The 14,846-nt window shown below is 65.4% G+C and carries 13 protein-coding genes; 6 read left to right on the plus strand and 7 right to left on the minus strand.

Features of this window, described 5'->3' with window-relative positions; genetic code table 11:
* Positions 1–12: 12 nt before the first annotated feature.
* From EN857_RS28005 to argH, 3 genes are all read right to left on the minus strand, one after another.
* Positions 13–219, minus strand: coding sequence for a hypothetical protein (locus tag EN857_RS28005; RefSeq protein ID WP_127391827.1), 207 nt, complete (start codon positions 217–219; stop codon positions 13–15).
* 91 nt (positions 220–310) lie between these two features.
* The gene (locus EN857_RS28010; protein ID WP_127312130.1) at positions 311–574 is read right to left on the minus strand and encodes a hypothetical protein; all 264 of its coding nucleotides are present in this window, start codon (positions 572–574) and stop codon (positions 311–313) included.
* An 11-nt stretch (positions 575–585) separates the two neighbouring features.
* A complete protein-coding gene (gene argH / locus EN857_RS28015; RefSeq protein WP_135859405.1) occupies positions 586–1,986 on the minus strand; it encodes an argininosuccinate lyase in 1,401 nt (466 codons plus the stop codon).
* Between the two features lie 36 nt (positions 1,987–2,022).
* Between argH and EN857_RS28020 the strand changes: the two genes are divergently transcribed.
* Positions 2,023–2,709 (plus strand): TlpA disulfide reductase family protein, encoded by a 687-nt coding sequence (locus EN857_RS28020; protein WP_127391825.1) that lies wholly within the window; start codon positions 2,023–2,025, stop codon positions 2,707–2,709.
* Here the strand turns inward: EN857_RS28020 and EN857_RS28025 are convergent.
* Entirely contained in the window at positions 2,701–5,148 is a 2,448-nt protein-coding gene (locus tag EN857_RS28025) for an EAL domain-containing protein (RefSeq protein WP_127391824.1), read from the minus strand. The genes EN857_RS28020 and EN857_RS28025 overlap by 9 nt on opposite strands.
* A gap of 420 nt (positions 5,149–5,568) precedes the next feature.
* Here EN857_RS28025 and EN857_RS28030 point away from each other — a divergent pair, with 420 nt between their 5' ends.
* The 5 genes from EN857_RS28030 (at position 5,569) to EN857_RS28050 (ending at position 10,870) form a co-directional block, all read left to right on the plus strand.
* A complete protein-coding gene (locus tag EN857_RS28030) occupies positions 5,569–6,921 on the plus strand; it encodes an extracellular solute-binding protein (RefSeq protein ID WP_135859406.1) in 1,353 nt (450 codons plus the stop codon).
* Between the two features lie 167 nt (positions 6,922–7,088).
* A complete protein-coding gene (locus tag EN857_RS28035) occupies positions 7,089–7,973 on the plus strand; it encodes a sugar ABC transporter permease (protein WP_127284447.1) in 885 nt (294 codons plus the stop codon).
* Between the two features lie 7 nt (positions 7,974–7,980).
* A complete protein-coding gene (locus EN857_RS28040; RefSeq protein WP_127284446.1) occupies positions 7,981–8,895 on the plus strand; it encodes an ABC transporter permease subunit in 915 nt (304 codons plus the stop codon).
* Positions 8,896–8,905: 10 nt separating this feature from the next.
* Positions 8,906–10,006 (plus strand): sn-glycerol-3-phosphate import ATP-binding protein UgpC, encoded by a 1,101-nt coding sequence (locus EN857_RS28045; RefSeq protein WP_127392323.1) that lies wholly within the window; start codon positions 8,906–8,908, stop codon positions 10,004–10,006.
* Positions 10,007–10,072: 66 nt separating this feature from the next.
* Positions 10,073–10,870: a phosphodiesterase gene (locus EN857_RS28050; protein WP_127284444.1), complete on the plus strand. Its 798-nt coding sequence runs from the start codon at positions 10,073–10,075 to the stop codon at positions 10,868–10,870.
* 15 nt (positions 10,871–10,885) lie between these two features.
* Here EN857_RS28050 and EN857_RS28055 read toward each other — a convergent pair whose 3' ends face one another.
* From EN857_RS28055 to EN857_RS28065, 3 genes are all read right to left on the minus strand, one after another.
* Positions 10,886–11,968, minus strand: a complete 1,083-nt coding sequence (locus EN857_RS28055; RefSeq protein WP_127392322.1) for an ABC transporter ATP-binding protein — start codon at positions 11,966–11,968, stop codon at positions 10,886–10,888.
* Positions 11,965–13,542, minus strand: a complete 1,578-nt coding sequence (locus EN857_RS28060) for an iron ABC transporter permease (protein WP_187331472.1) — start codon at positions 13,540–13,542, stop codon at positions 11,965–11,967. Before EN857_RS28060 ends, EN857_RS28055 begins: the two co-directional genes overlap by 4 nt.
* Before the next feature lie 175 nt (positions 13,543–13,717).
* Positions 13,718–14,725 (minus strand): iron ABC transporter substrate-binding protein, encoded by a 1,008-nt coding sequence (locus tag EN857_RS28065; RefSeq protein WP_127392320.1) that lies wholly within the window; start codon positions 14,723–14,725, stop codon positions 13,718–13,720.
* Positions 14,726–14,846 lie beyond the last annotated feature (121 nt).

The raw sequence follows: 14,846 nt of genomic DNA on the forward strand, positions 1-14,846 counted from the left end.
AGCTCATCGACTCTAGAGCAGCGGGTCGAGGATGAACTTCTTGTCCTCGACCGGTTTTTCCGGCTCCGGCGGCACGGGCTGATGGGCCTTCTCGGCATCCTTGCGCGCCTGCACGGCCGCCTCGTAAGGCGTGTCGAGGCCGGTCCTTCGGCCGCAGGCCGTGACGGCAACCATCGCCGCGAGCAGCGCGAGCGTCACCAAAATCCTGCTTGCGGTCATCGATCCATCCGTCCGAAACTGTTTGCGTGCTGCGCTTTTAGCCGAGTTTTCGGCGCATTGCATCCCGGCAAAATCAAGCCCCGAGAATTCGTCATTCGTCCAGCCGATGGACATACACACCAAACTCGGACGTGGCGGAAAAGTGGAAACTTCCGGCACTTCTTGGCCCCATACCGAAGCCGTCGTTGGCTTTCTCATCAGCAACTGCAAGGAGAAGTTCTGCGAGAAGGTGCAGCGCCCGCTTCGAGCCTTGTATGAGAATCTTTGGATCCCCACCGTCGTTGTCGGAAAGAAGAGCCAGGCTCAGGTTGGATTTCTGGTGGCTGTAGCGTTCTAAAATCTTGTCAGTTTGCATCAATCAGCCTCTCACGCCTTGGCCAGGCGCTTTTTCCAGTAGCGGATCTGCTTGCGCACCTCGGACGGCGCGGTGCCGCCGAAGCTTGTGCGGCTCTTCACCGAGTTCTGCACGGCAAGCACGGAGAAAATGCCCTGCGTGATGCCGGGATGGATCGACTGCAGATCCTCGAGCGAAAGCTTCTCCAGCCCGACCTTCTTGTCCTCGGCCAGCGCCACGGCGCGGCCGGTGACGTGATGCGCCTCGCGGAAGGGCAGGCCGAGATTGCGCACCAGCCAGTCGGCAAGGTCGGTCGCGATCGCGTGGCCCGAGCCGGCGGCCTTCTTCATGGCGGCGGCGTTGACGGTCATGTCGCGCACCATGCCGGTCATCGCCGCCAGCATCAAGTCGAGCGTCTCGGCGGCGTCGAAGACCGATTCCTTGTCTTCCTGCATGTCCTTGCCGTAGGTCAGCGGCATGCCCTTCATCACCGTCAAAAGGCCGACGAGATGGCCGTTGACGCGGCCGGTCTTGCCGCGCACCAGCTCGGCGGCGTCGGGGTTTTTCTTCTGCGGCATGATCGAGGAGCCGGTAGAGAATGAGTCCGACAGCCGGACGAAGCCGAATTGCGGCGTCGACCAGATGATGATCTCCTCGGCCAGCCGCGACAGATGCGTGGCGCAGATCGCGGCCATGGCGAGAAACTCCAGCGCGAAGTCGCGGTCGGAAACGCCGTCGAGCGAATTGCGCATCGGCTCGCGGAAGCCAAGCGCCTTCGCCGTCTGGTGGCGGTCGATGGCGAAGCTGGTGCCGGCAAGCGCGGCCGCGCCGAGCGGGCTCTCGTCCATGCGCTCGATGGCGTCGCGGACACGCGACAGGTCGCGCGAAAACATCTCGACATAGGCCATGCAGTGGTGGCCGAAGGTTACCGGCTGCGCCGCCTGCATGTGGGTGAAGCCCGGCATCACCGTCGCCGCATGCTCCTCGGCGCGCTCCAGGAAGGCGGCGATCAGCCCCTTCAGCGCCTCGGCGACACGGAAGCACTCGTCCTTGACCCAGAGCCTCAAATCCACCGCTACCTGGTCGTTGCGCGAACGGGCGGTGTGCAGGCGGCCGGCAGCGGCCCCGATGAGATCGGCAAGGCGCGCCTCGACGTTCATGTGGATGTCTTCCAGCCTGGTCGAGAACTCGAACGTGCCGGCTTCGATCTCTTTCAGGATCGTGTTCAGCCCGTCAGCGATCTTTTGTTGATCGGCCGCCGAAATAATGCCCGTTTCAGCCAACATCTCGCTATGGGCGATCGAACCTCTTATGTCCTGTGCGTAGAGTTTGCGGTCGAACGAGATCGACGCGTTGATCGCTTCCATGATCGCGGCCGGACCCGAGGCAAAACGTCCGCCCCACATCTGGTTGCTGGTCTTCTTGTCGCTCATCGCTATAACCCGTGCTCCGGAGCAGTTTTGAAGAAAATGGCAGACCGCAGTCGATTATTCCCGGCCCCGCGCCTGATCCTCGCCGCCCTGGTGGCGGGCGTGCTGGCTGGCGCGGTGGCGGTATATGTCAGCGAGAGCGCTTCTGGCAACAACGTTCCAACGCAGGTCGCGGCATCCGATGGCAAGGACGATGCCGCCTGCGCGGCCAAGGCCGAGCGCGCCAAGCAGGTCGCCGCCAAGGCTACCGGCCAGGTCGCGGCGCTGTTGCCGGCCGATCCGCCGCAGTCGCTGAAGAGCCTTGCCTTCAACGGCCCCGACGGCAAGCCGATGACGGTTGCCGACCACGCCGGCAAGACGCTGCTGCTCAATCTCTGGGCGACATGGTGCGCGCCGTGCCGCGCCGAAATGCCGGCACTCGACGCGCTGCAGAAGGAGATGGGCAGCGACCGCTTCCAGGTCGTCGCGGTCAATGTCGACACCGGCGACGACACCAAGCCGAAGAAGTTCCTCAGCGACATCGGCGTCGCAACGCTCGGCTACTACCGGGATCCGACGCTGGCGTTGTTCAACGACGTCAAGACGCGCGGCCTGGCGCTCGGCCTGCCGGTCACCATGCTGATCGACGGCGAGGGCTGCCTGATCGCGCATATGAACGGCCCGGCCGAATGGTCGGGAGCGGATGCCAGGCGGCTGGTCGAAGCCGCGCTCGGCCCGTCAAGCTGAGCGCAGGGCCGCCGCCGGTTCCAGCATCAGGATGCTGCCGCCGCCGCGCGACCTGCCGGCGCCGTCGTCCTCCTTCTCGGAAGGCACGCCGGTCAGCTCACCGAACGCCTCGATCGGGCCCGGCCTGCCAAGATAGAAGCCCTGGCCGATCTCGCAGTCCTCGGCATCGAGGAACTTGAGCTCGCCCAGCGTCTCGACGCCTTCGGCGAGCACCGGCAGGCCGAGACCGCGGCCGAGCCCGAGAACGGCGCGTACGATGGCCGCGACCTGGCCGTTCCTGTCGACCGACTTGATGAAGGATCCGTCGATCTTGATCTTGTCGAAGGGGAAGGCGCGCAGGTTGGAGAGCGAGGAATAGCCGGTGCCGAAATCGTCCATGGCGACACGGACGCCGAGTGCCTTGATCTGCCGCAAGGCCGCCAGCGCGCGCGGCATGTCCTTGACCAGCGCCGTCTCGGTGATCTCGAGCTCGAGCCTGCCCGGCGCCAGGCCGGACCGCAACAGGACCTCATGCACCTTGCGGCTGAAGTTCGGATTGTGCAGCTGTACGGCCGAGACATTGACCGCGACCATCAGCGGGTTTTTCCAGCGGGCGGCTTCCTCGCACGCGGCCGAAAGTACCCATTCGCCGATCTGGATGATGGCGCCGCTGTCCTCGGCCACCGGGATGAATACGGCAGGCGAGATGTCGCCATGCTCGGGATGGTGCCAGCGGAGCAGCGCCTCGAAGCCGATCATCCTGCCGGTACTGATCTCCTTTTGCGGCTGGTAGACGAGGCGGAATTCGCCGCGCGCCACCGCCTGGCGCAGGTCGTGCTCCATCACCCGCCTGTCGCGCGCCTCGGCGCCCATCGAGGCTTCGAAATAGCGATATGTGTCCTTGCCCTCCGCCTTGGCGCGGTAGAGCGCGGTGTCGGCGTGGCTGACGAGCGAGGCCTGCTCGTCGGCGTCCAGCGGGTAGAGCGCGATGCCGATGCTGGCCGACACCAGGCCGCCGCCGGGCGACAACCGGTTCTCCTCGCGCATGGCCGAAAGCACCGCCTCGGCGATGCGGCCGGCAGCCTGCGGATCCGGCAGGTTCGGGGCGATGATGGCGAATTCGTCACCGCCGAGGCGGGCCAGCATCTGTCCGTGGCGAAGTTTGGCCGAGGCGCATTGCGCCACTTTCTGCAGCATCGCATCGCCGGCGGCATGGCCGAAGAGGTCGTTGACCTCCTTGAACCGGTCGAGATCGAGGAGCATGAGCGCGAGCTGTCCGCCCTTGCCGCCACGGCCCGCCGCGGCGATCTCGGCCTCCAGCCGGCTGTTGAAGGAGCGGCGGTTGGCGAGCCCGGTCAGCGGATCGTAGTGGGCGAGGCGGATGATCTCCTGCTCCGCCTTCTTGCGCTCGCGGATGTCGCGCACGGCGACCACGCCGTGCGGCTTGCCGCAATAGTCGATGGTCCTGGCGATGAGCTCGACGGGGATCGCTGTTCCGTCATGGCTCTTGAGCTCGGTTTCCCGCGCCTGCCCATCGGCTTCCGCCATGGCGGTGGCGGCGCGCTCGCCGAAGAGGTCGCCAAGCACCATGGTATTGAGCGTCGCCGATGCGATGCCGGACAATGCCGCAATGCTGTCGTTGGCGCTGACGATGCGGGTGCCGTCGCAGACGATGAGGCCTTCGACCGCCGCGTTGGCCAGGCCATGCATGCGCTCGGCCTCGGCCTGATGGCGGCGGAAGCGCAGGTCGATCCACAGCGCCGCCGCCGAAAGCACGAGGATGACAAGGCTGGCGGCGGCGGCGGCGAAGGCCTGCGACATCGGCTCGATCGTATACTGCGAGATCGCGATCGAGCTATCCGGATAGATCGACACGGCGCCCATGGCGATGAAGTGCAAGGTGCAGATCGCCAGCGTCAAAAGCACGGCGGCGCCGATCGTCCCCAGTGTCGAGGGGCGGCGCAGCACGACGAAGAGCGACAGCGCCGCAAGCGCGATGCCGGCGACCAGCGAGATGCCGACCAGCAGGTGGTCCCATACGATCCGGCCCTGCACCTCGAACGCCGCCATGCCGGTGTAGTGCATCGTGCCGATGCCGGCGCCGAGCACGGCGCCGCCGACCAGGTAGTGGTCGATGCCGCCGCGCAAGGTGGCGATCCACATGCCGGCGGCCGTCAGCAGGACGGCCGCGGCAAGCGAAAGCACCGAGAGTTCGGTGTTGTAGGCGTTGGGTATTCCAGGCGAGAAGGCGATCATGGCGATGAAATGCGTCGCCCAGATGCCGAACCCGGTCGAGGTGGCGGCAATCATCAGCCAGGCATAGCGGTTTCTGTGGGTCGAGCGGTCGACGTGGCGAAGCAGATTGACCGCCGAGAAGGAAGAAATGCCGCAAATAAGGGCTGCCAGCGCGACCAGTCTCAAATCGTGCTCGTGCACGATACAATTATAGACAGTCAACATCGCGCTTCACCTGATCTTCCCGCAACAATCAAGCAATGAAATTGATTAGAGCGGTACGGTTGAAGAATCGGTTATTGCGCATGCAACCACCGCGCGTGTCGCTGGTTGTGCCGGCGTCTCTCGCGCATCGCCGGCCGGTCGCCGACGAGCGCCAGCGTCTGCGAGACCGGCATTCGCTCCCCCATCTTAGCCGGATAATCAGTTGCGTCGTCCGGGCCTTTACGCCGCCCCGCGGCGCCCTAGCTACCCAGGGCGCCGACGTGAAGGTTCATACCGGCGCGGCCGTCGAAGGAGGAGAGGGACGGGCTGTACACGGGCCTGAAAAGGCACAACAGAACTGTCACATACCTTCTCTATGAGAGCGGCCAAGGGACTTGCGCAAAGCCTGATGTCATCAGCCACTCAAGAGGAATGAATTCCATGTCGATCATCAAGCAGGGCTTTGCCGCCCTTGCCGCCGGCGCTCTCGGCATCGCGCTGGCGCAGCCCGCCACCGCTGCTCCCGTCAAATTCGATTTCTGGTTCGGCCTTTCGGGCGACCTCGCGCGCGTCGTCGACACGCTGTGCAAGAACTTCAACGCCTCGCAGGCGGACTACGAGGTGGTCTGCACCAGCCAGGGCAATTACGACGCCACGCTGCAGAACACCATCGCCGCCTTCCGCGCCGGCAAGCAGCCGACCCTCGTCCAGGTCTACGACGTCGGCACCGCCACGATGATGCTGTCTGGCGCCTACAAGCCCGCCGACAAGCTGATGGAGGAGAACGGCTACAAGATCGACTACAGCGACTACTTCCCCGGCATTGCCCGCTACTACGCGACGTCGAAGGGCGAGATGCTGTCCTTCCCGTTCAATTCCTCGACCCCGCTGATGTACTGGAACAAGGACGCTTTCGCCAAGATCGGCAAGACCGAGGCGCCGAAGACCTGGGAAGATGTCGGCGCCGACCTCAAGGCGCTGAAGGACGCCGGCTACGATTGCCCGATGGCGATCAACATTTCCGCCAATGAAAGCTGGCAGTTGATGGAGCAGTTCTCGGCCATCCACAACCAGCCGATCGCGACCAAGAATAACGGCTATGACGGTCTCAACGCCCGTCTCGAGATGAACAAGACCAAGTTCGTCCAGTACGTCACCGATCTCAAGAAGTGGTATGACGCCGGCCTGATCAAGATCAGGTCGAAGGACCTCGGCCAGGACATGGTGCAGGCCTTCGCGTCCGGTACCTGCCAGGTCATCATGACCTCGGTCGGCGACCACGGCACGGTCGGCAAGACGCAGAAGGAAGGCATGAAGTGGGACGTCGCCGAGCTTCCCGCCTATGCCGGCACCGAGCGCAAGAATTCGCTGGTCGGCGGCGCCTCGCTCTGGGTTCTTTCGGGCAAGTCGGATGCGGAATACAAGGGCGCGGCCGCCTTCCTCAACTTCATCCACGACCCCAAGACGGCCTTGTTCTGGTCGACCAACACCGGCTACATCCCGGTGACCAAGTCGGGCTTCGACTATATGAAATCCCAGGGCTTCTACGACAAGGCGCCCTATAAGGGCCGTGAGGTCGCCATCGCCAGCCTGACCGCGTCCGAGCCGACCGAGATCACCCGCGGCATCCGGCTTGGCAATTTCACCCAGATCCGCGCCGAGTTCGGCACCCAGATGCAGGCCATCTTCGCCAACAAGGTCAGCGTCCAGGAGGGCATCGACACGCTGGTCAAGAACGGCGACGCGATCCTCGACCGCTTCCAGCAGACCTATCCGGACAAGACGCTGCCCTGATCTCGGATACCGCCATGGGCCGCCCGCCGGGAAACGACGGGCGGCCATTTCGCATAGTTTTGATTTTACGCATGTCCTTGTCCCGAAACCGGGTCCCACTTTCGGCAGACATGCCTTAGTCTCACCCCGGGAAAGCGGGCTGGCGGTTCAACGGCGTCGGCGGATCGATGGAAAAACGCGTCACTTTCTCAAGATGGTCGATCGGCATCCTGTTCGCGGTGCCGCAGTTGCTCCTGATCTTCACCTTCTTCTATTGGCCCGCCGGCCAGGCGGTCTACTGGTCGCTGACGCTGCAGCAGCCGTGGGGCGGCGGCAACATCTGGGTCGGGCTCGACAATTTCCGCTCGATCCTCGCCAACGCCGACTATTGGAACTCGATCACCGCCAGCCTCGTCTTCGCGGCGTGCAGCACCGGCCTTGCCATGGTCATCGCCCTGGTGCTGGCAGCCTTGACCGACCGGCAGCTCGCCGGCTCGCGTCTCTACCGCGTCGTGCTGATCTGGCCTTACGGCATCGCCGCGCCGGCGCTGGCGATGGCCTTCCGCTTCATCCTGGCGCCGGAGGCCGGCTTCATGGCCGTCGTCAACCAGGTCTGGCCGGGCTTCTGGGATCCCGGCCTCGACGGCACCGATGCAATGGCATCGATCATCGCCGCCTTCTCGTGGAAGTATGTCGGCTACAATTTCATCTTCTTCCTCGCCGCTTTCCAGGCCATCCCGCGCTCGCTGATCGAGGCGGCGGCGATGGACGGCTCCGGCGTTCTCAGGCGGTTCTGGGATATCCAGTTCCCGCTGATCACGCCGACGATCTTTTTCCTGCTGGTCATCAACATCACCGAGAGCTTCCAGGACTCCTTCGGCATCGTCGACATCATGACGGCGGGCGGTCCGGCGAATTCGACCAATCTGATGGTCTACAAGATCTATTCCGACGGCTTCAAAGGCCTGGATTATTCCGGCGCCGCCGCGCAGAGCATCATCCTGATGCTGCTCATCATCGTGCTCACCATCTTCCAGTTCCGCTTCATCGAGCGGCGCGTGCACTACAGGTGAGGCGGACATGGTCGAGCGCACCCCGATCCTCAATTTCTTCACTCACCTGATATTGTTCGTCGGCTTCGTTTTCTGCGTGGCGCCGTTCGTGATCGTGGCGATCGCCGCCTCGCATAGTCTGAAAGAGGTCAACGACGTGCCGATGTCGCTGCTGCCGGGCAGCGAGTTCTGGGTCAACATCAAGACAGCCTGGACGACGGCCGACCTCGGGCCGAAGCTGTTCAATAGCTTCGTCATGGCCGCAGGCGTCGCCGCCGGCAAGGTGATCATCTCGGCGCTGACGGCCTTTTCCATCGTCTATTTCCGCTATCCCGGCCGCATGCTGATCTTCTGGCTGATCTTCGTCACGTTGATGCTGCCGCTCGAAGTGCGCATCGTGCCGACCTATGCCGTGGTCGCCAACGTCATGTCGCCCTATCAGGCGATCCTCGACGTGACGGGCCTGAGTTGGCTGATCGAGAAGGTATCGGGCGTGCAGGTCTCGCTCAGCCTCGGGCTGCTCAATTCCTACACCGGCCTGATCATGCCGCTGATCGCCACCGCCACCGGCACGTTCCTCTACCGGCAATTCTTCCTGACCGTGCCCGATGAGCTGACCGAGGCGGCGCGCATGGACGGCGCCGGGGCGCTGCGCTTCTTCATCGACATCCTGCTGCCCTTGTCGCGCAACAACATGGCGGCGCTCGGCACCATCATGTTCCTGTGGGCATGGAACCAGTATCTGTGGCCGCTGCTGATCACCACGGATGCCAGCCACGCCACGGCGGTGACCGAACTCAAGCAGCTCATTCCCAATGTCGGCGGCATTCCCGAATGGAACATCGCCATGGCCGGCACGCTGATCGTCATGCTGCCGCCGCTCGTCGTCGTGGTGGCCATGCAGCGCTGGTTCGTGCGCGGCCTCATCGCGACAGAAAAGTAAGGAGACAAAGATGGCCTCCATCACCATCCGCGACGTCAGGAAAAGCTACGCCAAGATGCAGGTCGTGCACGGCGTCAACCTCGACATCGCGTCCGGCGAATTCGTCGTCATCCTCGGCCCGTCGGGCTGCGGCAAGTCCACGCTGCTCAGGATGATCGCCGGGCTGGAGGAAATCTCCGGCGGCACGATCGCCATCGACGGCAAGGTGGTCAACACGCTGGAGCCGCGCGAGCGCGGCTGCGCCATGGTGTTCCAGAACTACGCGCTCTATCCGCATATGAGCGTTGCGCAGAACATCGGCTATTCGCTGAAGGTGGCGGGTGTCCCAGTCGCCGAGCGCGCCCAGCGCATCCAGGCGGTCGCCCGCATCCTGGAGCTGGAGCACCTGCTCGACCGCAAGCCGATGGCGCTCTCCGGCGGCCAGCGCCAGCGCGTCGCCATGGGCCGGGCCATGATCCGCGAGCCCAAGGTCTTCCTGTTCGACGAGCCGCTTTCCAACCTCGACGCCAAGCTGCGCGTGCAGATGCGTTCCGAAATCCGCAAGCTGCACCGGCGGCTGAGCGCCACCTCCGTCTTCGTCACCCACGACCAGGTCGAGGCGATGACGCTGGCGGACCGGCTGGTGGTGATGAATGGCGGCCGTGTCGAACAGGTCGGCACGCCGGCGGAAGTCTACAGCCGCCCGGCGAGCCGCTTCGTCGCCACCTTCGTCGGCGCGCCGGCGATGAACATGCTGGAAGGCGAGGTGACGCTCGATGGCCTGTCGCTGCTCGGCGGCAGCCGCAAGCTCAACGTCTCGCGCGCGGGCCTGCCGGTCGGCAGCAAGATCGCGGTGGGCATCCGGCCGGAGGCCGTGCGCCTGGTGGCGCCGGGAACGCCGGGCGCGCTCGACGCGACCGTCGATCTGGTCGAGGAGCTCGGCGCCGGGCGGGTCATCTATGTCGATCTCGACGGCGCGGCGTTTTCGGTGGTGACGTCGGAGACCGCCCATCCGGCGCCGGGCAGCGCCGTCGGGCTGCAGTTTTCCGAAGCCGACCTGCATTTCTTCTCGTCCGAGACGGGAAGCCGCCTCGACGTCTTCAAGGCATCGATGCCGGTGCCGGCGCTCTGATCACGCGCTCGCTCGGCTGCGAGGACGCCAAGGCAACTCCCTGTCGTGTCGAAGAAAGGTCGCGCAATGAAAATCATCCAGGTCACCGACGTCCATCTCGGCCGGCGCGGGGAGATCCGCTTTGGCGCCGACCTGCACGAGCGGCTCGACCGCTGCATCGACCATATCAATGCCCACCACGGCGATGCGGCGCTTTGCGTCTTCACCGGCGACCTGACCGAATCCGGCGAGGCGCAGAGCTATGCCGACCTCAAATCGGGCCTGGCTCGGCTTTCAGTCCCCTACCGGCTGCTGCCCGGCAATCACGACAGGCGCGCCAACCTGGTCGCGGCTTTTGCCGGAAACCCAACCGACGAGAATGGTTTCGTGCAGTCGGTCTTCGACACGCCGGAGGCATCGCTGCTGTTCCTCGACAGCCTGGCCGAGGGTCGCGTCACCGGCGAATTGTGCGACAGGCGGCTGGCCTGGCTGGATGCCAGGCTCGGCGAGGCTGCGGGCCGCCGGGCCTATGTCTTCCTGCACCATCCGCCCGTCGAGCTTGGCCTCGAGCTGCTCGATCCGCTCGGGCTCGAACAGCCGCATCGGCTGCTCGACGTGCTGATGCGGCACGGCAATGTCGGCTACGTCTTCTTCGGCCATGTCCATCGCGACATCGCCGGCACGGTCGCCGGCATTCCGTTTTCCGCGCAGCGTGGCCTGCATGCCCGTTTCATGCTCGACCTGGTCGGCGACGAGAAGGTCGAGCAGGCACCACCCGCCTACTCGATCATCCTGATCGACGGCGCGCGCGTCGTCGTGCACAGCTGCGACTTCCTGGAGAACTGGCCGCTGTGGTCGCCGGCGACCGGTCAGCGCGTAGGGTAACGACCGCGGCAAGCTTCAGGCAAGGACATGCGCCTTGCCGGAGACGGTCAGCCGCACGATCTCGCCAAGCGCCGGCGCGTCGATGCCGGGCTTGCGCAGGATCAGCGGCGTGTTGCCGATCGCCGCCGCGTCGGGCGGATCGGGGCTGTTCAGGAGCCGCACCGCTATCGTGCACATCGAACCGGCGAATTCTGATTCGGTCACCTCGCCGAACAGCATGTCCGGCGTTCCCGACATGCCTTCGCGCGAGGTCCGTTTCAAAATCACCTGTTCCGGCCTCAGCATGATGCGGGCGACATCGCGGCGCTCGGCGGTGTCGACGGCGATGCGGCCGAGCGGCGAGGTGGCGAAGCCGTCGGCGATCCTGGCCGGCAGGATGATGGCGTCGCCGAGGAACTCGGCGACCATCCTGTCCTTCGGCTGAAAATAGAGCTCGCGCGGCGTGCCGACCTGCGAGAACAGGCCGTCGCGCATCACCGCCACCTGGCTGGCGAAGGACAGCGCCTCGGCCTGGTCGTGGGTGACCAGAATGGTGGTGATCCCGGCGAGTTCCAGCAGTTCGGCCACCGCCTTGCGCATCGAGGCGCGCAAGCCGGTGTCGAGCGCCGAGAACGGTTCGTCGAGCAGCATCAGGCGCGGCTTCATGGCCATGGCGCGGGCAAGCGCCACGCGCTGCTGCTGGCCGCCGGAGAGCTCGTGCGGACGCCGCCTCAGGATCGCCTTGTCCAGCCCTACGATATAGGCGAGCTCGACGATCTGCTCGGCGCGTTTGTCGGCGTTTCGCGCCAGGCCGAAGCCGATATTGTCGGCGATGGTGAGGTGCGGGAACAACGCCCCGTCCTGGGCGACCACGCCGATGCCGCGCCGGTGCGCCGGCACGGCGGCGCCGCCATTGGCCAGCACCTCACCGTCGAGCACGATCTTGCCCCGGTCCGGCGCCTCGAAACCGGCGATAAGCCTGAGCAAGGTGGTCTTGCCGCAGCCGGACGGCCCGACGATCGCCGTGCGGCTGCCGCTGGCGACGCTGAGGTCGACGCCGGCCAGCGCCGCCACCGGGCCGTAGTGCTTGGCCACGCCGCTGAGTTCGAGGAAGCTCATCGTCCGGCCATCCTCTTCGACTGGACATAGAGCAGCCAGGTCAGCGGCAGCGACATCGCCACCATGATGAAGGCGTAAGGGGCGGCCGAGGCATAGTCGATCTCGCCGCTGTAGGACCAGAATGCCATCGCCAACGTGCGGGTGCCGTTCGGCGCCAGCATCTGGGTGGCGGTCAGTTCGTTCATGATGCCGAGCGCCACCATGGCCATGCCGGCCGCGGCGCCCGGCGCCGACAGGCGGATGGTCGTCGACCACAGCGCCTTGAGCGGCGCCCGGCCGAGGCTCGATGCGGCCCGCTCCAGTTCGACGGGCGCCTGCGCGATCGAAGCCCTCAGGCTGACCAAAGCGCGCGGCAGGAACATCAGCGCATAGGCGAAGAGGATGGTGAACAGGGTCTGGTAGAGCGGCATGGCGATGCGCACGGTGATGGTGACCAGCGCCAGCGCGATGACGACGCCGGGCAGTGAGCCGACGATATAGTTGCAGCCTTCGAGCAGGCGCTGCAACGGCCCGGGCGCGCGGATCGAGATCCAGGCCATCGGCATGGCGGCGATGGTGGCGAGCAGCGCGCCGGCGAGCGCCAGGACAAGCGTCTGGCCGAGCGCCAGGCCGATCTCGTCGAGGCGCCAGACCTCGGCGCCGCCGGCGATCAGCCAGCGGCCGATGGTGACGAAGGGCACGCCCAGCGAAAGCAGCGCGGCGATGGCGGGCAGGGCCAGGCAAGGCAGCGTGGCGCGGCCGAGGCTGGCGCGCTGCTGCTGGCGGGCGGCGCCCGAACCGACGCGGGCATAGCGCTCCTCGCCGCGCACCAGAACCTCAAGCCCGAGCAGCACGAAGCAGCATGTCACCAGCACGGCGGCCAGCATGTTGGCGGCCGGCCCGTTGAAGGTCGACTGGAACTGGTCGACGATCGCCGTGGTGAAGGTGTCGAAGCGGATGAAGACGTAGAGGCCGTATTCGGCCAGCAGATGCAGGCCGACCAGCAGCGAACCGCCGCAGATGGCCAGTCTGAGCTGCGGCAGCACGACGCGCGCGAAGACCCGCCACGGACCGAGCCCAAGCGCGGCGGCGGCGTCTTCCAGTGCGGGGTCGAGCCGGCGCAACGCGGCCGAGATGGGCAGATAGAGGAACGGGAAATAGGCGATGACGGAAACCAGCACGCCGGCCCACAGGCCATGCAGTCCCGGCACCAGGCTGATCCAGGCATAGGAGTGGACGAAGGCCGGAATGGCGAGCGGCGCCACCGACAGCCATGCCCACAGGCGGGCGCCGGGCAGGTCGCTGCGCTCGGTCAGCCAGGCCAGCGCCACCGAAAGGACGATGGAGATCGGAACCGCCAGCGCCACCAGCATGATGGTGTTGATCAGGAGGTCGCCGACACGTGCGCGGAAGATGAGCGCCGAGACGGTCTCCCAGCCGGTCTGTACCGCGATCCAGACGATGAAGGCCAGCGGCAGCAGCGCAAGCAGCGAGATCAAGGCGGCGGCGAGCAGGATCCAGGACGCCGAGCGCCGTTGCCGCGCGCGTCCGGCGGCCGGCAGGCCTGATCGGGTGAGGTCGACCGCCGCTTGCATCAGACCCGATGCCGCGCCGCTTCGGCCCGCGGACGAAGGTGGCCGAAGGTGCGCTTGTCGCAGCCAGAAACGCAGCTTGTCGTCATAGACGATGCCATCTCTAAAACAGAGCGCTCCCGCGGAAAGCGAAGTCCCGCAGGAGCGCAGTCGGTTGCCCTTTTAGGACGAACGCGAACTAAAGCAAGCCGGCTGCCGTCATCAGGTCGGTCACCTTCTTGGAGTTCAGCGTCGTCGGATCGACTTTCGGCGCCTGCAGGTCGGCCAGCGGCACCAGCTTGGGGTTGGACTCGGCGCCCTTGCCGACCGCGTATTCGAAGGAGGTGCCGTTCTTCAGCACGTCCTGGCCACCCTTGCCGGTCACCCATTTCAGGAACGCCTGGGCTTCCTTCGGATGCTTGCTCGAAGCCAGCACGCCACCGCCGGAGATCGAGACGAAGGCGCCCGGATCCTGGTTCTTGAAATAGTGGAGCGCGATGTTCTTGCTGTTCTCGCCGGTTTTGGCCTGATCGCCGAAGTAGTAATAATGGTAGATCACGCCGCCTTCGATCTCGCCGGCATTGACCGCCTTCATCACCGTGTTGTTGCCCTTGTAGGCAGTGAAGTTCTCCTTCATCGCCTTCAGCCAGTCGGCCGTGGCGGCCTCGCCCTTGAGCCGCAGCAGCGCGCTGACGATGGCCTGGAAATCGGCGCCCGAAGGCGACGCGGCCCAGCGGCCCTTCCAGCTCGGATCGGCAAGGTCGAGCAGCGACTTGGGCAGCTGGTCTTCCTTGAGCTTGGTCTTGTCATAGGCAAAGACCGTGCTGCGGGCGGCGACGCCGACCCATTTGCCGGTGGCCGGCTGGTATTCCGGCGGCACCTGCGCCAGCGTCTCGGCATCGACCGGCGCGAACAGGCCGGCAGCCTCGACGAGCGCCATGGCCGGCGAGTTTTCGGTCAGGAACACATCGGCCGGCGAGGCCGCGCCCTCGGCGACGATCTGGTTGGAGAAATCGCTGTCGCCGCCATTGCGCAGCGTCACCTTGATGCCGGTTTCCTTGGTGAAGCCTTTGGCCCATTCCTTCGCCAGGCTCTCGTGCTGGGCGTTGTAGACGACGATACCGGCATCTTCCGCCAGCGCCGGAGCGGCAAGCAGGCCGAGCGCCAGCGCCGTGGCGCCGGCAAGCGTGGAAAGGGCAAATCTCATGGGCGTCGTCCTCGATCTGATGGTCTTGGTTGGCACGGCTGCACCTACCAATACCTGATTAAGCTAGTCAACATTGCAGGCCTGCTTCATTCGGTCGCCGGGGCGCAACCTTTCGTGATTT

The organism is Mesorhizobium sp. M4B.F.Ca.ET.214.01.1.1, assembly GCF_004791545.1.
GTDB lineage: Bacteria > Pseudomonadota > Alphaproteobacteria > Rhizobiales > Rhizobiaceae > Mesorhizobium > Mesorhizobium abyssinicae.